The following is a 22146-nucleotide window of genomic DNA, read 5'->3' as shown; positions in this document are numbered from 1 at the left end:
TTTCTGGCCCTCCCGGCAGGCGCACGCGTACGACCGTCTGTGTTGCCGCGCGCACTGAGCGCGGGCCCGCACCCCCTTTCCCGACGCCGCTGACCGGCGTCCCCAGCCCTGCCCGCGCGCATGACGTCCCTGACGGCCCACTGCGCGAAAGAGCTGACCCCTGATGACGAACGTCCGTACACTGCCCGCCCCTTCCGCCGCCGCTCCCCTCTCCACCATCCCCGCCCAGCACCGCCAGCGGTTGCGCGCCGTGGCGCCCGACGAGGTGCCGCCCGTCGCCGAACTCCTGAACTCCGGCGCGACCTGGCTGCCGGCGCCACCGCACACCCTCCCCGTACTGCCGGGCCAGCCGCCGATGGTCGGCTATCTGGTGCTCGTACCCGCCGACCAGGCCGCCACCGGCCCGCAGCGGACCGCCGAACGGCCGGTGACCACCGGCGACGAGACCGTGCGGATCGACCCCGAACAGCGGACCGTGCGGGTCCAGGGCCGGGCACTGGACCTGACCTACCTCGAATTCGAGCTGCTGGCCCATCTGGTCGCGCATCCGCACCGGGTGCACACCCGCGACCAACTGGTGACCACGGTGTGGGGATACGGCCACGTGGGCGACGGCCGCACCGTCGATGTCCACATCGCCCGGCTGCGCCGCAAGTTGGGCGTCGAGCACCGGTCGTCGATCGTGACGGTGCGGCGGGTCGGCTACAAGTACGTTCCGGGGATCTGAGACGCCGGTGCCGGGGCCGGCTCCGGTACCCGTGCGCCGTCAACCGGCGGGCACGGGACGGCCGGTACGTCCCACACGGGGCGCGGCGCCTCGCCCATGACGGCCGTCCGGGCCAGCGCCGCCAGGGTGCGGCGGTCGGGCCCGGCCGGCAGGCCCGGATGCGCCGCGACCCGTACCGTCAGTCCGCGCGCGGTGAGCACCCGGCGCAGCGAGGCGACGAAGGTGTCCGTACCGCAGAACGCGGCCACCGTGCTGGGGCGGGTGTGCTGGGTGTAGGTGAGGGTGACCGGCCGGACGGGGGCGCCCGCGTCGATCGCGGCCTGGAAGGTGGCGCGGCGGAAGGTGCCCTGGGCGGCGGTGCACCAGGTGGTGGCCTGCGGAAAGACCGCCACCGAGTGCCCGGCGCCCAACAGTTCGGTCAATTCGCCCACGGTGTACGGGAGTTGGCGCGGGCTGGTGCGGTCGATGAAGTGCGTACCGGCACTGCGTGCGAGGCCGCCGACGACCGGCCAGCCACCGACCTCGCGCTTGGCGAGCAGGGTCACCGGTTCGACGGCGAGCAGCGCGAGGATGTCGAGCCAGGAGATGTGGTTGGCGACGACGAGGGTGCCGGGGCCGCCGGGGCGCTCGGCCCCGGGGGCGGCTCGGCGCGGTACGTCGCCCCGTACCGCCCCCGGGGCGCCGCCCGCCGGCACCCGCAGTCCGCCGTCCGCGGTCTCCAGGCGGATGCCGAGCGCGGTGAGCAGCGCGCGGGCGTGGGCGCGCAGCAGCGCCGGGTCGGGCGGCCGTCCGCCGTCCGCCGGGGTGCCGCGCACCGCCAGCGCCCGCCGCACCGCGCGGGCGAACGCGGCGCCGCGCCGGGCGGCTTCGGCCGCCGGCACCGGCGGTACGGCGTGCCGGGCGCACCGCGGGGTGCAGGCGGACCAGATGTCCCAGGCGCCGTTCACCGCTGCTCCAGGAAGTAGCGGCGGTAGCGGTCGTCGAGCCGCGCCATGTCCAGGACGACGAAGAAGTCGGCGCAGTCGAACTCCGGGTCGTACGCGGGCGCGCCGCAGATCCAGGCGCCGATCCGCAGATAGCCGCGCAGCAGCGGGGGCAGTTGCGCGGCGCGGGGGCCGCCGGGCACGAGCTCGGCGAGGGGTGCGGCGGGCTCCCAGGGGTGGTGCGGGGTGACGTGGAGCGCGGGCGGTGCGGCGTGGCGGGTGCGGCCCAGCTCCCAGGCGTGCGCGGCGGCGGTGCCGCCGTCGGTGAGCGGGACGGAGGCGCAGCCCGCCAGATAGCGGTGGCCGGAGAGCAGGGTGTAGCGGGCGAGGGCGGCCCACATCAGCTGGATGACGGCGCCGCCGCGGTGGTCGGGGTGCACACAGGAGCGCCCGGCCTCGATGAGCGAGGGGCGCAGCGCGTCCAGGGCGCCGAGGTCGAACTCGCCGTCGGAGTACAGCCGCGGGGTGCGGCCGGGCGGCAGCAGCCGGTAGGTGCCGACGGCCTCGCCGGTGGCGGTGTGGGTGACGACGAGGTGGTCGGCGAGCGCGTCGAGGGCGTCGATGTCGTGGCCGGCCAGCGGGGAGTGCAGGGTCGCGCCCAGTTCCTCGCCGAAGACCTGGTGGCGCAGCCGTTGCGCGGCCCGGATCCGCTCGGGGGTGCCGGCGATCCCGGCGGTGTAGGCGGGGGCGGCGGCCGGGCCGGCGGGGGCCGGTGGCGTGGCGGGTGCCTCCGGGGTGGATGTCCCGGAAGCGGCCGGGGCGGGTGCGGATATGGCGGTGGACGCGGTCGTTGCCCTGCTCATGGGAGCCCTCCTTGGGGAGTGGGGAGGCGGTGGGGTCACGGGCGTGAGCCGACGGGACGGGTGCGGGGCCCACGGGTGGTACCGAGTCGTGGGGGACGCCGGGCCGGGTTCCGTACCGGGCGCACAGGTGGTGCCACGTACCCCCTGGCCCGGGTGCGTAACCTCATGACCTGGCGTTCTCCACCCGGAAGACTGTTCCCGTGCCCGACGTCCGGGCGCGTGAAGCGCAGGGAGCGTACGGATGAGGCTCCGCGGAACACTGGTAGCCGGGGTGCGAGGGCCGGCAGCTCGCCCCGGCACGCTCGGGGGATCGCCGGTGCCGGCCCCGGCGTCCATGGCGCTGACGGCGGTGGGAAGTGCCGGCCCCGCCCCTCGGACGGGACACCGGAACGGCGTCCGTCCGCCGCCAACTCCCCCTCCGGGGGCCGCGGGACGACCGGATTGCGCCGCTGGAACGTCGCTCGGCCACCGCGTACGCTGACCGGGACGGATCACGAGCGAGGGGATCACGGTATGAGTGCCGCAGCTGAGAAGGAGTGGCTCTACGCCCTCGACATCTCCGACGCCACCTGGCAGCGCGCCCCCGGCGAGGCCGAGGAGGCGGTGGAGATCGCCTTCCTGGAGCGCGGGGCGGTGGCGATGCGCAACTCCACGGAGCCGGAGGTGGTGTTGCGCTATACCGAGGCGGAGTGGCGCGCCTTCGTCCTCGGCGCGCGGGACGGCGAGTTCGACCTGGCAGTGGGGCCGCCGCCCGGCGCCTGAGGTACCCGCGCGGGACCGGAATCCTGTGATGATCACCCGTCGGGGCGAAAGCGCCCCTCGGTGACCATCACAGGATTCACTCGTTTTACGGAACGTGGAGCAGCAGCAGGCGGCAACCCCGCGTCCGGACCCCACCTCCGCCGACCGCTTCGACGGTCTCGTCGACGTCGAACAGGCCGAGGCCGCGCTGGTCGAGCACTACCCACGGCTGGTGCGGCTGGCCTATCTCATCCTCCCGCCGGGCGCGAGCCGCAGCCGTCGGGTGCTCGCCGCCCATGCGGTAGTGCAGCGTTCCCTGCCGCGCCGGCCCACCCCCACCCCCGCCCACAGCCCCGCACTGCCCGCCCCGTGCGGCGACCCGGACCCGGCGGCCGCGCCCGGCTACGCCTGCGTACGGCTGCGGGTGCTGCGGACCGCGCTCGGCACCGGGCGGCGGTGGTGGCGGTGGCTGCCCGTACCGCCGCCGCCACTCCCCCGGGTGTGGGGACTGCGGCTCTCCCCGCGGTCCGGCGGCGCCGATGAACTGGCCCTGGAGCAGGCGCTGTCGGCGCTCTCCGCACCGGGGCGGGCCGCGTTCGCGCTGTGCGGTCCGGAACGGCTGACGGAGGCGGACGCGCTCCGGGTGCTGGCGGCCGCCGGGGTGGCCGATACCCGGGAGGCGCTGGCCGAGGCGGCGCGGGTCGCGACACCGGCCGGCAGCCGGGACCGGTCGCCGGTGGAGTCGGCGGAGTTCGACCCCTGCGCCTTGCAGGCCCGGCCGACGGACCTGATCCGGCGGCGGCAGCACGTCCGGGCGGTGCTGGCCGGTGGCGCGGCGGTGCTGGTGTGCGGCGGGCTGCTGGGGCTGCCCGGTGGCGGCTGGGGCCCGGCGGGTGCGGACGGACCGGGTGGTGCGGCCGCGCCGCCGTACGCCCGGAACGCCGCGGCGCAGGCGGCCCTGGATCCGGCGAAGGTGACGGCGGCCGCCGCGACCGCCTGGCGGAGCGCGGCGCGCCAGGACTTCGCGGCCTGGCCGGCCCGCGGCGACCGGGTCCGCGACCGGGAGCTGCTGCGGCGGGCGCTCGCGGTGTGGGCCCGGCCGGGGTCCGGGGTGCGGGTCGCGGCGACGCCCGGCACCGCCGCCGGACCCGCGGCGGGACCTCCGCAACTGCTGTTCGCGGGCGTGGTGGACCACGCCGTGGTGGTGCTCTTCCACGACGGTCTGCGGGTGGTGCGGTACGCCGAGGCGGCGGACGGCGCGGACGGCTCCGGTACGACGCTGGACTTCGCGCGGACGGACGGCGCGGCGGGGACATCGGCGGACGCGGTGGTGGCGGGCCGCACACACGGCAACGTCCGCTATCTGACGGCCCCTTGGGTGACCTCGGCGCGACTGGTGGATCTGCTGAAGCCGGACGCCGCGGGCCGGGTGGTGCACCGCGACGCGAACGGTCTGACGGGCCCCGTCCCGACGTCCGCCCCGGGGGCGACGTGCACGGCGTGGCCCGCGCTGCGGACGGGCGGCGAGCTGCTGACCGACCTCGCCGAACCGGTCCCGGCGCGGCTGACGTACGGCGCGCCGCGCGAGCCCGGGGCGGTGAGCGGAGCGCGGGCGCGGACGGTGTGGGCGCGGACGGCCTGCCAGCTGGCGGCGCTGCGCGGGCAGGGCGTGAGCGCGGTGAACTCCTGGGAGTTCGCGCGCCAGCCGCTGCCCGGGGGTGCGGGCAGCGCGACGTGGGTGTGCACCCGCGCGGAGACCTGGCGCGGCGCGGGCAGCCTCACGTTCGCGCAGATCCAGACGCCCGCGGCGGGCGGCCGGTCCGGTGCGGCGCCGGGGGCGGCGGTGGCCCGTGCCGACGGCGGCACCGCCTGCGGGCCACGGGCCCCGCGGGTGCTGGCCGGGGTGCTGTGGAAGGCCACCGGCGGACATCCGGACGGGCGGTGGTGGCTGCTGGCGGCGGGCAGCGAACAGGTCACCTCGATCACCGCGACCGGCGGGGTGCGCGGACAGACGGCCGGGCGGTTCCTGGCGGTTCCGGCGAAGGCGGGCGACCGGGCGGAGCTGACGGCCCGGCTGGCGGACGGCGAGCGGCTGACGACACTGCGCTGAGCGGGACCGGGCCGACGGGGACCGGTCGGGGCACGGCCGGGAAGAGCGGCGCCGGCGGTGGTGGTGAGCGCCGGGGCGGGTCCCTTCTTTCCGGTATCCGAGGGCTGTTGCCGATGCTTACTCGCCAGTACATTGACACCATGTCTAACACGGCCTCGTTGCGGCCCCAGCCGGTCGCGTCCGAGCACATCCCGCTGAAGGCCCGTAACGTCGCCTTCGACTGGGCGGACACCCCGCTGCACTGGATACCCGGTGACCCGGCCAGCACCCACACGATCGATGTGCTGCATCTGCTGCTGCCCGCCGGTGAACGCTGGTTCGTGCACGTCTACAAGCAGGTGCTGCCCCACATCCACGATCCCCGGCTGCGCGCGGACGTCATCGGGTTCATCGGCCAGGAGGCGATGCACTCCCAGGCGCACGACGACGTCCTGCCGCATCTGCGGGCCCTGGGCCTGGACCCGGAGCCGTACACCGCGCAGGTGGACTGGTTCTTCGAGAAGCTGCTCGGCGACCGCACCCTGCCGCCGGGGCGGGCCCGCCGGTGGTGGCTGCTGGAGCGGGTCGCCACGATCGCCGCGATCGAGCACTACACCGCGTTCCTGGGCGACTGGGTGCTCAACGCCGAGGCGCTGGACGCCCGGGGCGCCGATCCGACGATGCTCGATCTGCTGCGCTGGCACGGTGCGGAGGAGGTGGAGCACCGCTCGGTGGCCTTCGACCTCTTCGTGCATCTCGACGGCAGCTACCGGCGCCGGGTCCGCACCTGGGCGACCGCCTTCACCGCGCTGGTCTTCCTGTGGCAGCGCGGCATCCGGTTCTTCATGGCGAACGATCCCTCGCTGCTCGACGGCAGGGCCGGGTTCCGGGACTTCCTGCGCGGCGGCCGGCAGGGCGTACTGCCGACGGCCGGGGCGATGGTCCGTTCCGTTCCGCAGTACCTGAGCCGGACGTACCACCCCTCACAGCACGGCAGCACCGAGCAGGCCGTCGCCTATCTCCACCGTTCACCGGCCGCCGTCGCGGCCGAGGCGACGTCCCCCGGAGGCGCCTGAGATGCCCGTGCTGCCCGCTCTCCCCGTTCCGCCCCGGGTCCGTACCGCGCTCGTCGTCGCCGGTGCCGCGCTGGTCGCCCGCCGGGCGCTGCGGCGCCGGATCAAGGAGTCCCCGCTCTGGCCGCTGCCCGCACTGGAGGAGCCGGTGTCCGGCAGGGGCCGGGGCCGGGACGGCGCCCCGGGCCGCCCGGCGCCGCTGCGGCTGCGGGTCGCCGAGCGGTCCATGGCGGCCGACGGCGTGGTGTCGCTGCGGCTGGCGGGTGCGCGGCTGCCGGCCTGGGAGCCGGGCGCGCACATCGATCTGGTGCTGCCGTCGGGCACCGTGCGCCCGTACTCGCTCTGCGGCGAACCGGCCGACGCGGCGGGGCCGGACGGCGGTTCGTACACCATCGCCACCCGGCTGATCGAGGACGGCGGGGGCGGTTCGCGGGAGGTGCACGAGGCGCTGCACGAGGGCACCACCGTCGAGGTACGCGGCCCGCGCAACCGCTTCCGGCTCACCGGGTGCCACGCCTATCTCTTCATCGCGGGCGGTATCGGCATCACCCCGATCCTGCCGATGCTGCGGCAGGCCGAGGCGGCGGGGGTGCCGTGGCGGCTGGTGTACGCGGGGCGGTCGCGGGCGTCGATGCCGTTCCTGACGGAGATCGAGAAGCTGGCGGGGAACGGGGAGTCCGAGGGAAGCGAAAAACTCGGAGGCAGCGGGGAGTTCACGGGGTCCGGCGGCGGACGGCTGACGGTGGTGCCCGAGGACGAGGCGGGCCGGCCGGACCTCGCGGCGGCGCTCGCCGGTGCCCCGCCACACGCGGCCGTCTACTGCTGCGGCCCCCAGCCGCTGATGGACGCGGTGGCCGAGCTGCTGCCCGCGGGCCCCGAGGGACTGACGCTGCACACCGAGCGGTTCACCCCGGCCGCACCCGCGACGGCCGGTGCGGACACGGCCGGTGACACCGCCTTCGAGGTGGAGCTGCGGCGCTCCGGCCGTACGGTCACCGTCCCCGCGGACACCAGCGTGCTGCGGGCGCTCCGCGCGCAGGCGCTGCCGGACCTGCCGTACTCCTGCGAGCGGGGGTTCTGCGGCACCTGCCAACAGCGCGTACTGGCCGGGGAGGTGGACCACCGCGACCAGCTGCTGACGGACGCAGAACGCGCGGACTCGCTGCTGATCTGCGTCTCCCGGGCCCGCGGCGGAGGTCTGGTGCTGGATCTGTGATCACGGCAGGCCGCCTGCGAGCAGATCCTCGGCCGTCTCGGCATCGGCTCCCCCACCCCGCGACCGGCCCTGGTGGTGCGCTCCCGGATCTCGCTCGCCGAGACCGCCGCGCTGCTGTGGCCGGACGGGCGCAGTATCCCCCGCCGCGGACCGGAGCGCGCCGGCTGGTCCACGACCTCGCGGCGCCGGCGGTGGTGAGCGCCGCGTACGACCCCGGCCTGGCGGAGGACGAACCGGCGGACGGTATGTCCGGCGAACTCGTCGTCCGGCTGGGGACGCCGGGGAGGCGGCCGGTGTGAACCGGAAATCCTGGTGAGGCCGGTGGTTCCGCTCCCTCGACGGCCTCCGGCCGCTCGTCCGGACGGCGTCCCCCAGGGGGGTTGCGGCCCCTGCGGCACAATCCCTCCATGGACATGATCACTTTTCGGCTCGCCCGCGACGGTGGCGACGATCTGGCGGCCCTGGTCGGGCTGTACGACGGTGCGGCCCGCTGGATGCGGACCTGCGGGATCGACCAGTGGCGGCCGGGCGAGAAGGATGTGGAGCATTTCCGGCTGCGGGTGCGGGACGGTGAGGTCTGGTTCGCGGAGGCGGCCGGGCGGACCGTCGGCGGTTTCGAGCTGTGGTGGCGGGACGAGCCCGCGTGGGGGCCGCAGCCGCCGGTGGCGGGCTATCTGCACCGGCTGATGGTGGACCGCGCGGCCGCGCCGGCCGGGACCGGACGGGCGATGCTGCGGCACTCGGAGCAGCGGATCGCCGCGGCCGGGCGGGAGTTGAGCCGGCTGGACTGCCGGGCGGCGAACCCCCGGCTGCACACGTACTACGAGGGCGCGGGCTACACCGTCGTCGGGAAGCAGCCGGCCAAGGAGGGGGCGGGCGGCGCCCGGTACGCCGTCACGCTCTTCGAGAAGCGGCTGGCGGCGTGACGGCTCGCCGTGTCAGGCCGGGAGCCGGTCCATGATCCAGGTGCACAGTTCCCGGGTGATGGCGGTGTGGCCGGTGTTGGTGGCGGAGCAGTGGAACTCGTCGAGTTCGCTCTGCTCGGGCGGGAGGCCGCCGATGTCCGCGTACAGGTCTCCGTGCCGGTCGAGGTCGCGGATGGCGACGGCGCTGACCGAGGGGACGGCGCAGACCGTGGGGTGGCACAGGTCGGTCTCCGCGCCGTGGGCGCCGAGTCTCTCGGCGAGGAGCCGGTAGGTATCGAGGGTGCCGCCGGGGGCACCGTCCAGTTCGGGGAACCCGTCGGTGGTGATCCGCTGGGCGGCGGGCGGCAGCAGTCGCTTCAGGTCGGCGACCCGGACGCCGTCGCCCGCGCCCTGGATGTAGAGGGCGGTACCGGGGAAGACGGGGCCGTTGATCTTCAGTGCGAGGTCGCCGGGCGGGAGAGGGAGGCCCCGGCCGTCGCCTGCGCCGTTGGCGACGGCGATCGTCCGGGGCAGCTGCGGCCAGCGGCCGAACCGCCCCAGGGCGTCGAGGAACTTCTCCCGCTCGGGGTCCGGGCGAACCGCGCCGGTCCCGGCGTCGTAGTGCCGCCACAGCGTCTGGCGCGCAGCGGGGCTGTTCAGCTGCCGGGCGAGGTCGTTCTCCGGCCCCGGGATGAAGTGGGCGAACGCCTGGAGCGCGAGGGGGACGACGCCGCCGCGGTGCGGGCTGTCGTAGGAGAAGTACAGCCCGGTGCAGTGGTCGGCACCCGTGTGCTCCAGTTTGGCCAGGGCGTAGCGGGTGACCAGACCGCCCGTGCCGAAGCCGCCGACGGTCAGCCGCGTGTGGTCGCGCTGTTCGGCAATGGTGCGCTGTACGGCGGTGATCGCGGCGTTCGCGTTGTCCACGAGGGACGCGGAGCGCTCGTCGAAGCCGAGCAGGATGACCGTTCTGCCCCGGTGGCGCAGGCCGGACAGGAACGGGAAGCCGGTCTCCAGGCCCCGGTGGAGCCGGCCCAGGTCACTCCTGCCCAGGCCGAAGGCGTCGGCCATGATCACCGGCTTGGTGATGTCGGAGCCGTTCTCGGCGTAGTAGACCCAGGCGAAGCCGTCGGGCAGATCCCATTTCTCGTCGGGCCGCGGTGCCGGGGCCGGTGCCGGGACCGGGCTGCGCGGTGCGGAAGTGAGCGGGTCCGGGAGGGCCGGCCGCCCGATGTCCTGTTCGCCCTGTTGTCCGGACAATGCCACTCCTCAGGATGCGGGCACACCGCGTATCGCCGGTGCCGGTACGCCGGCGCCGGAGCCGCCCCGGCGGTCGCCGCCGCCCCACCTCCCGATGGGCGGGCCGGCGGTCGCTCGCCGAGCCACCCTTCAACTGTCGCGCGGGCGTATCGGGACGGCCACTCGAATGCGGTGGGTCGGGCGCGGGGCGCGTGCCCCCTCGGGTGCCGCCCCGGCCCGCCCGCAGGTGAGGGCTCCGGTGTGCCCGCAGGTGAGGGCCCCGGGCGCGCCCGCCGGCCGTGAACCGGGCCCGCCTATCGTTGCCGCATGGACGTGTTCGATGACCTGCTGCGCGGGGTCCGTGGGAAGGGGGCCGTGTTCGGCCGTTCGGTGCTGTGGGCGCCGTGGTCGCTGCGGTTCACCGACGCCGCGTATCTCACGCTGTGCGTGCCCCTGCGCGGTGCGGGATGGCTCGTCCCGGAGGGCGGTACGGCGCACCGGCTGCGGGCCGGAGAGGCCGCGATCGTCCGTGGCCCGGCGCCCTTCGTCTTCACCGACGACCCGGCGACGTCCGCGAACTCCCCGGTGCGGGAGGTGCACTGCGCCCCCGACGGCGACTCCGGCGAGTTCCCCGACGCCGCGCCCGCCGGGGAACTCGCCGGGCCGACGGTACTGATGGCCGGCGCCTACGACGTACGGGCGGAGGTGCCGCAGCGGCTGCTGCGGGTGCTGCCCCCGGTGCTCGTCGTACCGGACGAGCACGACTGCACCGCCCTGCGCGACTACCTGGAGTCGCAGATCGCCGGAGTGCGGCCCGGGAGCCAGATCGTGCTGGACCGCCTGCTGGACTGGCTGCTGGTCTGTACGCTCCGCGACTGGTTCGACCGGCCCGAGGCCGACCCGCCCAAGTGGTACCGCGCGCTCGGCGACGAGGTGGCGGGCCCGGCGCTGCGCGCCCTGCACGAGGACCCGGCGCACCCCTGGACGACCTCGGCGCTGGCCGCGCGCGCCGGGGTGTCGCGGACCACCCTCGCCAAGCGGTTCACCGAACTGCTCGGCGAGGGACCGGTTTCCTACCTCACCGGATGGCGCATGACGCTCGCCGCCGATCTGCTGGGCAGACCGGAGCTGACGGTGGCGGCGGTGGCGCACCGGGTCGGATACGCCGACGCCTTCGGTTTCAGCGCGGCCTTCAAACGCGTCCGGGGAGTGAGCCCGAGCGCCTACCGCCGGGGCATCGCCGGGGAGTTGCCCGACAGCCGCGAGGCCCCGGCGGGCGGGCTGAGCCGTCCCGGTGCGTACACCGGGCCGAACGGCGGAACCGCGCAGGTCAGAGGATGGTGAACCGCTGGTTGAACAGGCCGTCGCAGCGGTACTGGACGATCCGCACCTCGTCCGCCGCGCTCTGCCCCTTCACGTCGAAGCACTTGTCGGCGAAGGTGCGGATCTCGACGGCGTCGCGGCCGATGTCCACGATCCTGAAGCGCTGGTTGAACAGGCCGCTGCAGGTGTACTGGACGATCCGCGTGTCGTCCGCCGTGCTCTGGCCCTGCACGTCCAGGCATTTGTTGGCGAAGGTGCGGATCTCGAACTCCCCGTGGTCGAGGGAGACGATTCTGAACCGCTGATTGGCCAGGCTGTCGCAGCGGTACTGGACGATGTGCGCGTCATCCGCCGTGGTCTGGCCCTGTACGTCGAAACACTTGTCGGCGAAGGTGCGGATCTGCACCCCGTTGGACGCGGCGGCACTGCCGCCCGGCACCACCGCGGTGGCCGACATCGTCACCGTGACGACCGCCAGAGCGCGGCCCCACTTCTTCAGGGCGGAACGCATGTGCAACCCCTTTCCCGAAGGGGGGATTTCTCCCCTTTTGCCGGAAGCGTAAGGACCCGCCTCGGCCGAGGGCACGCACCCGATGGCTACTTCACGCGATCGGGGGTCGCGCTCTTGCTCCATCCGCGCACCGGCGGAACCCCTCGTCCGCGCCTCGTCCGGGGACTCGTCCGCACCTCGTCCCGGGCCTCGTCAGCGCCCCGTCCACACCTCATCCGCGGCGAACGGGCCCTACGGACCGAACGGAGCGTCCGCCACCTCCGGTTGGCCGATGGGGCGGGGCGGTACGCGCCGTTCTCCGCATCGGCGTATCCGCTCCCGATGTCGCGCCGGGAGCGAAGGACGCCGCCGGCTCCAACTCACCGGCGAGCATCGGCCCTGCCGTCCCCGCGCCCACGACCATCGCATCGGGATCCAGCCGAGATCCCCCTCTTATGCGGTGAACGGCACTCACGTGAACGTCGTTCACTACAGTGAGGCCCATGACCTCCCCGTTACCCCGCCCCAAAGGCCGTCTCGCGCGGATCGACCAGTCGCGCACCGCCGAAACGGCTCTGCGGCTGCTGGACGAGTCCGGCCTCGAATCACTGACCATGCGGCGCCTGGCCGATGCCATGGGTGTGCAGGCGGGCGCGCTGTACCGCTACTTCGCCACCAAACAGGACCTGCTGACCGCGATGGCGGAACGGATGCTCGCCGACATCCCCGCGTCCGCGGCGAACGGACCGGGGGCGGCCGGCGACTGGAGCGAGCGGCTGACCGGCCTGGCCAGGGCCATGCGTACGGCCCTGCTCGCCCGGCGGGACGGCGCCCGCGTCTTCGCCGGAACCCACTCGGACGGGGCGCACACCCTGGGCTTCGCCGACGCCCTGACGGGTGTGCTGCGTGCGGCGGGCTTCAGCGACGAGGACGCGGCCCGCGCCCTCATGGCCGTGATCAGCTTCACCGTCGGCCTCACCCTTGAGGAACAGGCCGTGCTCCAGCCGGGACCCGCGAACCCCGAACGCCTGCGCCGGGCCGTGTCACCAGAACGCTTCCCGCACCTGGCCGCGACCCTGCCCACCCTCGCCAGCACCGACTTCACCGCACACTTCGAATTCGGCCTGCGCCTGATCATCCAGGGCTTGTACGTGCTGCCACGCGACCGTCCGTAATTTCTTACGGTCCATGGGGCCGTGACCTGTTCTCCAGAGGTTTCGGAGGCGGCCGCCGCCCGAAGATCACGATCCTAGACGGGCCCCGTCAGAACCTGCGGTGGGCGGGATGAGGTGCGGAACGGTGAGCAGGCCGCCGATGCCGGGGAGGGCGGCGCGCCAGCGTACGGAGCGGGCGACGGCCGGTGTCAGGAGGGCGGTGGCCAGGACGGTCAGGTAGGCGATGCCGTGCACGGGGCCGGCGACGGCGGAGACGGCCGGGTGGTGAACGGTGAGACGGTTGAGGAGCAGGGCGGCCAGGGTGACGAGTTCCGTGTAGGCCGCCAGGCGGAGGGCGCGATGGCGCCAGGTCATGGTCAGGCTCCTGTGGTCGATCCGGGCCGCACGATCATCAGGACCACCACGACCGCCCAGAGCAGCGCGAAGATTCCGGTGACGATGCTCAGCCGGGTCAGCTGGCTGTGGGCGGTTTGCGAGGTGGCGGCAGCGGGGGCGTCGGCCCCCGGGCCCGTGTCGAGCAGGGCGAGGGCCCTGGCCTGGGCGGGCAGGATCCAGGCCGCCAGGAGCACACCGGCGGCGAGGGTCAGCCCGAGCGAGACGATCAGCCAGAGGTCGGTGAGGATGCCCATCCGGGCGGCGGTGACGAGGCCGAAGGCGGGCACCGCCAGGCCGAGGACGGCGTAGACGCGGCAGGTCCGGTGCAGCCACCGGGCCGGCGGATCGGCGGCGCCCGCGCCCCCGGCCAGCGCCGCGCGGACGCGGCCGGGCAGCAGGCTCGCGGCGACGGTCATCGGGCCGATGAGGAGGATGGCGCTGAGCACATGCAGGCTCAGCCACAGCTTCGCCATCCCTCACGCCCCGAAGAACGGGTCGTCGACGGCGTACAGCCAGCGGCCGTCCGGCTGGCGCCGGGCCACCTCGGCGGTGTCGCGGGTCACCGGCGTCCCGTCCGGGGACGGACCGGTGACCGTCGCGGTGTGGGACAGCAGGGCGAGATCGCCCGCGGTGTGCAGCGCACGGCGGCGGAAGGTGACGCGGACGCCGCACTCGATCCAGGAGCGGAGCTGTGCGGCGATGGCGGTCGGGCCGGTCACCGTGCTGCCCGGTGCCGGGGCGAGAACGGCATGGGGTTCGTAGAGGGAGACCAGGGCGTCCAGGTCTCCGGCGTCGAGGAACCGCTCGAACAGGACGGGGAGTTGGCCGGGTTCCCAGGCGGCCGCGGTGTCGGTGCGGGCGGCGGGCGGCCGGTCGCCCCAGCCGGCCCCGGCGATCAGGTCGTACCAGGTGGGCAGCGCGCCGTGGGGCAGGCTGCCGCGTACGACCTGGCCGGGGAAGCTGAGGGGTCCGGCCTTGGCGGGGTTGGCCAGCGCCTGCCGCGTGACCAGGTCGGTCAGGGCGTAGGCGAGGTCCTCGCGGGGGAAGGCGGCGTGGACGCGGTCGGTGAAGGCGTCGGGCAGCAGTTCCTTGTCGCGGCCCAGGATGTCGGCGGCGATGCCCGCCTGGGCGAGAGCGACCTCCGGGCCCTGGCGGGAGGTGATGCCGTCCGAGGTGTGCAGGGCGATGGTGTCCCACACCGTCGCCACCACCTGCTCGTCCACCCCCTGGTCGTGCAGGAAACGGGCGGCCAGATCGGCGCCGTCCACCTCGAATCGCTGGTCGCCGTTGCCCTGCTCGGACAGGCCGAGGTCGTGCAGGACGCAGCCCAGGAAGACCAGCTCGTCGTCGAAGTCCGCGCCCGCCGTCAGACCGCGTCCGGTGGCGAGTTCCCGGGCGAAGAGGTAGCTGCGCACGCTGTGCCGGAAGATGACCGCGGATTCGGCCGCTTCGGCGAAGCGCAGCGCGCGGACCGCCAGATCCGACCGCGGCAGACCGAAGTCGTCCTGATGGGGCGGGAGGGCCGGCGGGGGCGAGGCGGCCGACGGGGGCGGCTGGGGTGGCTGAGGTGACGGGGCGGGGCTCAAGGCGAGAACTCCTCGGGCGATCGAGGTGATCGAGATGGTCGGGGCGTCGGAGCGTCGGAGCGGTCGAGGCGATCAGGGCAATCGGAGCGATCGGGGTGATCAGAGGGGGGAATGTCTCGATCCTGCGGGGTTGCGCACGCCCCGGCCAGTGGCCGTAATGCCAGCATGCGCTAAATTCTGGCCATGACCAGGACTGTGGTGGCCGTGCTCGCTCTCGACGGTGTCGTCCCGTTCGAGCTGTCCATCCCCGGCCAGGTCTTCGGCGCCGCCAACCAGGCCACCGGCACCCCGCACTACCGGATCCGCGTCTGCGCCCCGGGCCGCGCGGTGGCCACCGCCGCCGACTACGGCGCGTTCCGGCTGCGCACGCCGTACGGTCTGGACGGCCTCGACGGGGCCGATGTCATCGTCGTCCCCGGCCACGGCGGCTTCCTCGACACCCCGCCCCCGCGCGTCATCGAGGCGCTCCGGCAGGCGGCGGCGCGGGGCGCGCGCCTTGCCTCGGTGTGCATCGGCGCCTTCACCCTGGCTGCCACCGGTCTGCTGGACGGGCAGCGCGCCACCACCCACTGGCAGTACGCGGATGAACTCGCCCGCCGCCATCCGCGCGTCGACGTCGACCCCGCCGTCCTGTTCATCGACAACGGGAACCTGATCACCTCGGCCGGGGTGGCCGCCGGACTCGACCTCTGCCTCCATCTGGTCCGCGACCAGCTCGGCGCCGACCTCGCGGCCGCCACCGCCCGCCGCATCGTGATGCCCCTGCAACGCGACGGCGGCCAGGCCCAGTTCATCGAACACCCCCGGCCCCCCGCCCATGCCACCGCGCTCCAGCCGGTCCTGCACTGGATGGAGTCTTGCCTCGACCAGCCCCTCACCCTCAAGGACATCGCCGACCACGCCGCGATCAGCGTGCGCGGCCTCAACCGGCACTTCCGCGCCCAGACCGGCACCACTCCCCTGCAATGGCTGCTGCGCGCCCGGATCCACCGCGCCCGGCAGCTCCTGGAGACCACCGATCTGCCCATCGAGCACATCGCCGACCGCACCGGCTTCGGCTCGGCGGCCACCCTGCGCCACCACTTCACCCGCCACACCGGCACCTCACCCCACGCCTACCGCACGGCGTTCCGTCAGGGCCCACTCCCCGGATAGCCACGGCCGGACGTCGCGAGGCCCCGGGCAACCGCCCCCACGGGCAGGCTCTCGCGCACCCGGCTCCGGCACCGCGACCCAAGAGGAACCGACCCAGGAGGAACCGACCCAAGAGGAATGCGATGTCAGTGACATCAGCAACGCCGGTCAGGCAGGCACCTCCACATCTCCCGTTCATCCACATCTCGGGATACGGATCACTGTGACGCGTGGGGCGCCTGTTAGCGTCTTCGCGGAGGTCGGTCACTCATGAAGTTCATCGCCTGGATCGCGCTCGCCGTCGGCATCGTCGTCGCCGTGGTCTATGTCAGTAGCGGGATCGCCGCCACCGTGAGCGGCGAGGAACCCATATTCGCCTGGCTCAACGGCTGGCTCATCGGCCTGATCCTGCTGCTCTTCGTGGTCCCGGCGCTCTTCCAGGTGAGCCGTGCGGTCGGCGGCCCGTCCCGGGCGTTCCGGGGCGCCCCGATCGGCCGGGGCACCGTGACCGGAGTGCGCCGCACGGGCGTCAGCATCAACGACAAGCCACAGCTGGAACTCGCGCTCACGGTCGACACCGTCGACGGCGCCTCCTTCCCGGCCACCACCCGGCTGGTCGTGGACCTCACCGAGCTCAGCACCATGAAACCCGGCCTCACCCTCCCCGTCCGTTACCTTCCCGGCCTGCCGGAGAAGGGCGTGACGATCGCCCGGGACGCGACGCCCGCCGAAGCGCAGGCGGCTCTCGACGGCATCCAGCTCGCCCGCGGCGAAATCAGCCGGGCGCAGTACGAGATCGGCACCCGCGGCACGGATGCGGAGGCCGTGGTCATGTCCATGAGCCCCACCGGCGAGATCCGCCACGGCAAGAGCGTGCTCCACCTGGCCATACAGATCACCCGCGCGGACCGGTCCACCTTCACCATCGAACAGGACCGGCCGATCGCCTCCGCCCTGGTCCCCCAGGTACAGCCGGGCCGCATCCTGCGCGTGCGCTACCTGCCCGGCGACGAGACCGACTACGTCATCCTCACGCAGCTCAACAACTGAGGCCGACGCGGTACGGGATCCGCCGCCGCCCGGCTTCATCGCCGTCGCGTCGCCGTCGCGTCGCCGTCAGCCTCATCAACTGCCGCCGCCTCACCAAGTGAAGAGGCCGGCGGGCAGAGAGCGGCAGCCCGTGCGGCTGGGACCCGGCGTCATCGCCGCGTGCGCGTCACCGTCACCGTCAGCTGTGCAACGTGACGGGGAGGGTGGTCAGTCGGCTTCCTTGCAGACCGCCGATGGTGGTCTGCTGGAGCTCGGTGAAGGGGATGGTGAGGCGGGCGTCGGGAAAATCGGTTCGCAGCACTGTGGCCGCCGCTCTCAGTTCGAGCTGCGCGAGTTGGGCACCGACGCAGAAGTGCGGGCCGGCGCCGAAGGCCAGGTCCGGTCCGGGTGAGCGGGCGGGGTCGGTGTTGATTCCCTGGATGTCGACGAGCACGGGCGCTCGGGCGGGCAGCCGCGTTCCGGCGAGTTCGGTCTCGGTGGTGGTGAACCGCCAGAGGGTGAACGGAGCGGGCGGATGCTGCCTGAGCGTCTCACGGACCAACTCGCCGACGCTCCCTTCGCCCGCCGAGTTCCGGTGCGGCCCGTCCGCGAGCGCGTGCGCTATCAGGGTGCCGAGGGCGCTGTCGGTGGTGAGCTGTCCGGCGAAGATCAGCGCGAACAGGTGGTACTGCAGTTCCTCTTGGGTGGTGTGTGCGGGGAGTCGGTCACGCAGCTCGGCGGCGAGCCCCTGGCCGTTGTCGCCGAGCCCGGAGGCGGCGAGTTCGGTGAGTGCGGCGATCGCACTGCCCTGCGCTCCGGGTTGGCTGCTGAGCATCCTTCTGCAGGCATCGGCGGCTCGGTCGACGTAATCGAGGGGGATGCCGAGCAGGTCGAGGAGGACGGTGAGCGGATAGCGGGTGGTGAAGTCGGCCATCAGGTCGATCTCCGTGCGGTCGGCGGCGAGCTCGGTGAGCAGCTTCCGGGCGATCCCGTGGATCCGGTCGGACTGCGCGCGGATCCGCTGGGCGTTGAGGAGCAGAGCGTGGGCGCGTCGCAGGTCGGCGTGAACGGGGCCGTCGAGGGTGGTGAGGGATGGCTGTTCGGCGGCGGTCTGCTCAAGTCCGGCGGTGCAGCGATCCCAGCCAGGAGGTGCGAACGCAGGGTCCTTGGAGATCCGGGGGTCGTTGAGCACCTCGCGTGCCAGGGCGTTGTCGGTCACGATCCATGCCCTCCCTCCGGCCGGGGCGTCCACTTGGACGAGGGGGCCGGCGGCGCGCAGGGCGGCGTGGACCGGATCGGGTTCGGCGATGGCACGGACGGTTGCGGCGAACGGGTCGATGCCGTCGAGGTAGGGCGCGTTCAGCATCTGGGGGCTCCGCACCGGTGCGCTGATCGGCCTCGGGTGGGCAGACGCCCTCGCGGAGCCGAGCGCGGATCCACCGCTACCGCCTGGCCGACGCCTCGACGGCTTACCCCAATGACTGCGCCCCGCCTCCTGCTCCGGCAGGTGGCGGGGCGCTTCGTCGTGTCTCAAGATCCCACTGCTGGTCGGCGGGGCAGCACACTATGGAGACGTGCCCCGGAGAGGCGGCGATGGACTGCCGATTCCCGACTTCGCACCCACCGGTCAGTCACAGGATGTTCCATGCAAGCGATGAGTCCTCGCAGCGTAGCCCTGCGATTCTCCGATCGATCTCGGCTGCGCTCGACGGCGCGTGGCTGATCTTCCGGGCGTTGGTCGTGATCATGCGCAGTTCGCGTATATCCCTCAGCACCGGAAAGCCGGGCCATCTGGTGACGTCAAAGCCGTAGGTGTTGGCGAACTGCTTGTAGTGGTCGCGGCTGTATCCGAAGCGTCGGCAATGGATTTCGAGCGTCACCAGGTCCCACTCGGGCTGGCCCACGGCGACGGCGTCCCAGTCACAGAGCACGGTGTCTGTACCGTCGAACAGGGCGTTGCGATGCTGTGGGTCACCCTGGAGTACCGCCCGCGGCAGCACGAAATCGATAGTGCTGAGTGCTTGCTCCAGATGGTCTGCCCGTTCCGAAAGGAACTGCTTCGTCGCCTCCGGCAGGGCTGTGATGCGACGGAGCGAGGCCCGGATGGCGGTCAGGTTGTCCAGGACCGGGAGGTCGAGTGGCGGGGTGGGGAGTGAGTGGAGCGCGAAGAGCGGCTTGGCGATCTGCGCGGCGGAAACGTTACGTTCTGGCTGCGGTAGGTAGGTCCAATACGTGACAGCGTGTCCGGAGATCGCCAGCGGCTGATCAGCGACCGGGTGGAGGGGGACGGTGGGGAACCCTCGGTCCATGATCCACCGAACGAAAGCGACCGTGCGCTGCACGTTCTCGAACTTCGAGCCCCGGCGGGCAACCTTGATCACTACAGGGGCGTTGGCAAGGCGTACGACAGCATTGGTGTGGCCGCGCAGAAGTTGTGCGCCGGCTGCGTCCAGCCCAACGGCGGAACATGCGCGGTCAAGGACGTGTTGCAGCTCGGCGATTTCGAACCCACCGTGCGTAGGTGTGGGGGCAGTCATGTTGTCAAGGCTACGGACGTGCGGCTACGTGTCACGGTGAGCCCGGGGGCAACTCCAGGAGTTCACGAAGTTCTTTCGCGGCCGGTGTCTCCTTGTTCGTGCCGGGGAGTTCCTCGATAACGCGTCGTGCTCGGGCTCCCAGGATGGGTGTGCGGTGCGCCTCGGGCACGCAAAGGTAGGTTGCGGCAGCGAGCTGGCATGCTTCGGTCGCACTGCGGTCGTGCGCAAGGCATAGTGCAGCTTCCAACTGGAGCAGAGCCGGATCGATGCCCGTGTGCTTGGGATAGAGCGCGAGCGCTTGATCCTGGACTCTACGCGCCTGGGAGCTTCGGCCCATGGCTGTGAACGCGCCGCTGAGATAGAGCAGGAAGCGCCGCTGTGGGAAGGCAAAAGCGTCGTCCGCCGGATCAGCGGGAAGCTTTTCGAAGATTGCACAGGCATCTCGGACGCGTGCGTCAGCGATAGCTGAATTCCCTTGCTGAGCAAGTGCGCGCGCTTCCGCCACAGCAGCGAAAGCCGCGGTGGGCGAGGGCTTACTTCGAGTCATTATGCGGGCTTCCCGAGCGAGGGCGATGGCCGATTCCAAAGGGCCGTAGTAGTACGGCAGCATCGCGGCCTGCGCACGTACGCGCGCTCGCAGTTCAAGGTTCCCGCTCTCATCCGACGCATGTTTCGCAGTGCTGTACCACGACCGCGAACGCCTCAGATCTCCGAGCTTCATCAGAGAATCGGCAATGAGCGTGGCCAGTACGGCGGTCATTTCTGCCAGACGCACCTGTACCGAAGCTGGCTGACGTTCCTGAGCCAACTCCTCCACTTCCTGGATGTCCAACAGCAACTGCTTGAGCATGGATGTAGGCGCCGAATGGACGTATTCCTGCCGAGCCAGCAGGAGGCGCTCCTCCATGAGGTCAAGCTGTCCGAGACTGACACTTCCGGCTGCCAGGGTCCGGTCCACGCAGCGGCGCACGGAGTCGACTCGGTCGGCGAGGTAATCGACTGCCGGGTTGAGGTCCAGCGCTGGCATGACGTGCTCCGCCCGAGTCACCGAAGCTGTCCTGCGTGGGACACCCGCCTCTGCCAACCCCAGGTCGTTTGGGTCGCAGTCGTAGTACGCGCACAACAGGATGACCATCGCAGTACGTGGCACCCGGGTGCCCTTCTCCCACAACCTGAGCTGGTTCGCTTCGGCACGGAGGCGGCCCGGAGCGTGACGTTCCCCAAGTTTCCGTAGCTCCTCACCAGCCTCCGTCAGCGTCAGGCCGCGTGCGAGCCGCTGGGCACGCAACCGGCTGACGGCGCAGCACGAGTGAATGTCCGCAGCGATCAGCGGTACGGACCGCCCTTGTTCCACGCCTCGTTCGCGGATGCGTCGAGCGCAAGAGGGCTTGTGTACACCTGACTCTCCGGTCACGACGACCACCTCCTGAAGCCGATGATGGCCTCACAGCAACGGGAGGTACAGCAGACGGTCGCGTCAACCGACGTTATCCGTCGGTTTCTTGCGCACGTCCAGCAACTGGCGTGCCAGAAAAGGTGGTTCTGGCAAACGCGTCGGTTGAACGCGGCCCTCAGCGTGGCGATTGTTGCGTTCCACGAACGCAAGGCCCATTCCGTAGAGACAGGAGATGCGCCAATGCCCTCCACCAGTCTGAACCAAGGGAACGCTCGATGACGGGGCACCCCATGCACGTCAACTGCGGCGGTGTGCTCATGACTGCCATTGCGGACCTACCCGCACCCGTCGCCAACGGGCCCGCGGTGAAGCCTGTGGAGACGTCACGCCGTGGGCAAGTCGTCCTCTACGCCAACGTCTCCGACGGTGACCAGGATCAGATCACGAGCCAGCTGGCCATCCACGCCGCCGCACGGGACTGGGCCATCGCTGCCACCTGTATCGACGTCGGCCCCACGCCCCTCCCGCTCCGCCAACGCCCCGGCTGGCGTGAAGCCGCGAGGCTGCTGGCCATCGATACGGCGAACGGTGGCGCCGACGTCCTCATGGCCCGCAGCGCGGCGCAGATCGCCGACACGGACCAGGACCGCGAAGAGCTCCGGCACCAGCTGGACGAAGCGCACGCCTTCGCCGTCTACCTCGATGACGAGCCACTCGCCCAGGTGCCGCCGGCACGACGCGAGCCGTTCCGTGTCGGTGCGGCCGTTGTCGACACCACCCGCTCCAAGGTCGCGAAGATCCTTGCGGTCAACGGCGAATGCCTCGTACTGAGTCGTCCCGTGGGCGACCCCTGGGATGCCCTCGTGAACTGGTGTCGCCCGGCGACCCTCGGTGAGGCATTGAGCCTCACCGCCTTCCAGAAGACCGAAGTTGGCGAGCCGCCGGAAGATCACCCGTGACGCCCGAGCAGCGCCGCGTCGTCACGTACCTGACGTGCCTGGCGGCCCTGGCCTTCGTGCTCGCCGTCGGCATCTCCGGCAGCCACCACGGCTGACGCCTCTACAAGGCCCCTCCACCACGCAGTACCGCGTTCGGCCCCGCCCCTGCGCCCTTTCCCGGCGCGCGGACGAGCGACAGTCCATCCGACAGCGTGAGGACCTCCCCATGACCACGCGCACACCCATGCAGCCCCTCGGACTGGGGCACTGGAAACACCCCCTTCTCGGCCGCCGTGTGATCGACCACGCCCACGACGACCGCATCGGCATCCTCCGCGCCATCGCACCCGACATGAAGGTCAGCACCGGCCTCGTGATCAAGGTTCCCGA

At 72.5% G+C, this 22146-nt stretch carries 23 protein-coding genes; 13 read left to right on the top strand and 10 right to left on the bottom strand.

Going from position 1 to position 22146, the window contains the following annotated elements; genetic code table 11:
* The first annotated feature begins 163 nt into the window (after positions 1-163).
* On the top strand, positions 164-727 hold the full coding sequence (locus IH09_RS25700; protein ID WP_052859859.1) for a winged helix-turn-helix domain-containing protein: 564 nt from the start codon (positions 164-166) through the stop codon (positions 725-727).
* On the opposite strand, the gene IH09_RS25695 is transcribed toward IH09_RS25700, so the two are convergent.
* The gene (locus IH09_RS25695) at positions 703-1674 is read right to left on the bottom strand and encodes a 1-acyl-sn-glycerol-3-phosphate acyltransferase (protein WP_190233407.1); all 972 of its coding nucleotides are present in this window, start codon (positions 1672-1674) and stop codon (positions 703-705) included. The two genes, IH09_RS25700 and IH09_RS25695, sit on opposite strands and share 25 nt — an antisense overlap.
* Positions 1671-2513: a GNAT family N-acetyltransferase gene (locus IH09_RS25690; protein WP_052859858.1), complete on the bottom strand. Its 843-nt coding sequence runs from the start codon at positions 2511-2513 to the stop codon at positions 1671-1673. The genes IH09_RS25695 and IH09_RS25690 overlap by 4 nt, the downstream gene beginning before the upstream one ends.
* Before the next feature lie 513 nt (positions 2514-3026).
* Here IH09_RS25690 and IH09_RS25685 point away from each other — a divergent pair.
* The 7 genes from IH09_RS25685 to IH09_RS25660 all read left to right on the top strand — a co-directional run bounded on the left by IH09_RS25685 (position 3027) and on the right by IH09_RS25660 (position 8558).
* Complete coding sequence (locus IH09_RS25685) at positions 3027-3275, top strand: DUF397 domain-containing protein (RefSeq protein ID WP_052859857.1); 249 nt, start codon at positions 3027-3029, stop codon at positions 3273-3275.
* A 94-nt stretch (positions 3276-3369) separates the two neighbouring features.
* On the top strand, positions 3370-5364 hold the full coding sequence (locus tag IH09_RS25680; protein ID WP_052859856.1) for a hypothetical protein: 1995 nt from the start codon (positions 3370-3372) through the stop codon (positions 5362-5364).
* Between the two features lie 140 nt (positions 5365-5504).
* Positions 5505-6419 (top strand): metal-dependent hydrolase, encoded by a 915-nt coding sequence (locus tag IH09_RS25675; protein WP_052859855.1) that lies wholly within the window; start codon positions 5505-5507, stop codon positions 6417-6419.
* A 1-nt stretch (position 6420) separates the two neighbouring features.
* Positions 6421-7632 (top strand): PDR/VanB family oxidoreductase, encoded by a 1212-nt coding sequence (locus tag IH09_RS25670; RefSeq protein WP_052859854.1) that lies wholly within the window; start codon positions 6421-6423, stop codon positions 7630-7632.
* A gap of 24 nt (positions 7633-7656) precedes the next feature.
* On the top strand, positions 7657-7830 hold the full coding sequence (locus tag IH09_RS40710; protein ID WP_404827287.1) for a hypothetical protein: 174 nt from the start codon (positions 7657-7659) through the stop codon (positions 7828-7830).
* Complete coding sequence (locus IH09_RS25665; RefSeq protein WP_052859853.1) at positions 7749-7931, top strand: hypothetical protein; 183 nt, start codon at positions 7749-7751, stop codon at positions 7929-7931. Before IH09_RS40710 ends, IH09_RS25665 begins: the two co-directional genes overlap by 82 nt.
* A gap of 108 nt (positions 7932-8039) precedes the next feature.
* On the top strand, positions 8040-8558 hold the full coding sequence (locus IH09_RS25660) for a GNAT family N-acetyltransferase (protein ID WP_052859852.1): 519 nt from the start codon (positions 8040-8042) through the stop codon (positions 8556-8558).
* Between the two features lie 12 nt (positions 8559-8570).
* Here the strand turns inward: IH09_RS25660 and IH09_RS25655 are convergent, their stop codons facing one another.
* On the bottom strand, positions 8571-9800 hold the full coding sequence (locus IH09_RS25655) for a hypothetical protein (RefSeq protein ID WP_404827286.1): 1230 nt from the start codon (positions 9798-9800) through the stop codon (positions 8571-8573).
* A 300-nt stretch (positions 9801-10100) separates the two neighbouring features.
* Here IH09_RS25655 and IH09_RS25650 point away from each other — a divergent pair, with 300 nt between their 5' ends.
* Entirely contained in the window at positions 10101-11117 is a 1017-nt protein-coding gene (locus IH09_RS25650) for an AraC family transcriptional regulator (RefSeq protein ID WP_094795306.1), read from the top strand.
* Here IH09_RS25650 and IH09_RS25645 read toward each other — a convergent pair.
* Positions 11104-11607 (bottom strand): RICIN domain-containing protein, encoded by a 504-nt coding sequence (locus tag IH09_RS25645; protein ID WP_052859850.1) that lies wholly within the window; start codon positions 11605-11607, stop codon positions 11104-11106. The two genes, IH09_RS25650 and IH09_RS25645, sit on opposite strands and share 14 nt — an antisense overlap.
* A gap of 482 nt (positions 11608-12089) precedes the next feature.
* Between IH09_RS25645 and IH09_RS25640 the strand changes: the two genes are divergently transcribed.
* Complete coding sequence (locus IH09_RS25640; RefSeq protein WP_052859849.1) at positions 12090-12761, top strand: TetR/AcrR family transcriptional regulator; 672 nt, start codon at positions 12090-12092, stop codon at positions 12759-12761.
* A gap of 66 nt (positions 12762-12827) precedes the next feature.
* Here the strand turns inward: IH09_RS25640 and IH09_RS25635 are convergent, their stop codons facing one another.
* From IH09_RS25635 to IH09_RS37890, 3 genes are read right to left on the bottom strand one after another with little or no spacing between them, the layout of a single operon-like run.
* The gene (locus tag IH09_RS25635) at positions 12828-13115 is read right to left on the bottom strand and encodes a DUF3817 domain-containing protein (RefSeq protein ID WP_052859848.1); all 288 of its coding nucleotides are present in this window, start codon (positions 13113-13115) and stop codon (positions 12828-12830) included.
* Positions 13116-13117: 2 nt separating this feature from the next.
* On the bottom strand, positions 13118-13609 hold the full coding sequence (locus IH09_RS25630) for a hypothetical protein (protein WP_052859847.1): 492 nt from the start codon (positions 13607-13609) through the stop codon (positions 13118-13120).
* A 3-nt stretch (positions 13610-13612) separates the two neighbouring features.
* The gene (locus IH09_RS37890) at positions 13613-14722 is read right to left on the bottom strand and encodes a nuclear transport factor 2 family protein (RefSeq protein WP_172451240.1); all 1110 of its coding nucleotides are present in this window, start codon (positions 14720-14722) and stop codon (positions 13613-13615) included.
* Positions 14723-14905: 183 nt separating this feature from the next.
* On the opposite strand from IH09_RS37890, the gene IH09_RS25620 reads away from it, so the two are divergent.
* Both IH09_RS25620 and IH09_RS25615 read left to right on the top strand, forming a co-directional pair.
* Positions 14906-15877, top strand: a complete 972-nt coding sequence (locus tag IH09_RS25620; RefSeq protein WP_052859846.1) for a GlxA family transcriptional regulator — start codon at positions 14906-14908, stop codon at positions 15875-15877.
* A gap of 249 nt (positions 15878-16126) precedes the next feature.
* Positions 16127-16906, top strand: a complete 780-nt coding sequence (locus tag IH09_RS25615; protein WP_052859845.1) for a hypothetical protein — start codon at positions 16127-16129, stop codon at positions 16904-16906.
* Between the two features lie 178 nt (positions 16907-17084).
* Here IH09_RS25615 and IH09_RS25610 read toward each other — a convergent pair whose 3' ends face one another.
* The 3 genes from IH09_RS25610 to IH09_RS25600 all read right to left on the bottom strand — a co-directional run bounded on the left by IH09_RS25610 (position 17085) and on the right by IH09_RS25600 (position 20449).
* The gene (locus IH09_RS25610) at positions 17085-18251 is read right to left on the bottom strand and encodes a cytochrome P450 family protein (protein ID WP_052859844.1); all 1167 of its coding nucleotides are present in this window, start codon (positions 18249-18251) and stop codon (positions 17085-17087) included.
* 265 nt (positions 18252-18516) lie between these two features.
* Entirely contained in the window at positions 18517-19422 is a 906-nt protein-coding gene (locus tag IH09_RS25605; RefSeq protein ID WP_052859843.1) for a phosphotransferase, read from the bottom strand.
* Between the two features lie 31 nt (positions 19423-19453).
* Positions 19454-20449: an XRE family transcriptional regulator gene (locus tag IH09_RS25600; RefSeq protein ID WP_240150385.1), complete on the bottom strand. Its 996-nt coding sequence runs from the start codon at positions 20447-20449 to the stop codon at positions 19454-19456.
* 644 nt (positions 20450-21093) lie between these two features.
* On the opposite strand from IH09_RS25600, the gene IH09_RS25595 reads away from it, so the two are divergent.
* Positions 21094-21777 carry a hypothetical protein gene (locus IH09_RS25595; RefSeq protein WP_052859842.1) on the top strand — a complete coding sequence of 228 codons (684 nt, stop codon included), beginning with the start codon at positions 21094-21096 and terminating at the stop codon, positions 21775-21777.
* Positions 21778-22146 lie beyond the last annotated feature (369 nt).

The organism is Streptomyces celluloflavus, from assembly GCA_000720995.1.
Classification (GTDB): Bacteria; Actinomycetota; Actinomycetes; order Streptomycetales; family Streptomycetaceae; genus Streptomyces; species Streptomyces celluloflavus.
This window is presented reverse-complemented; position numbering and strand designations above follow the sequence as displayed.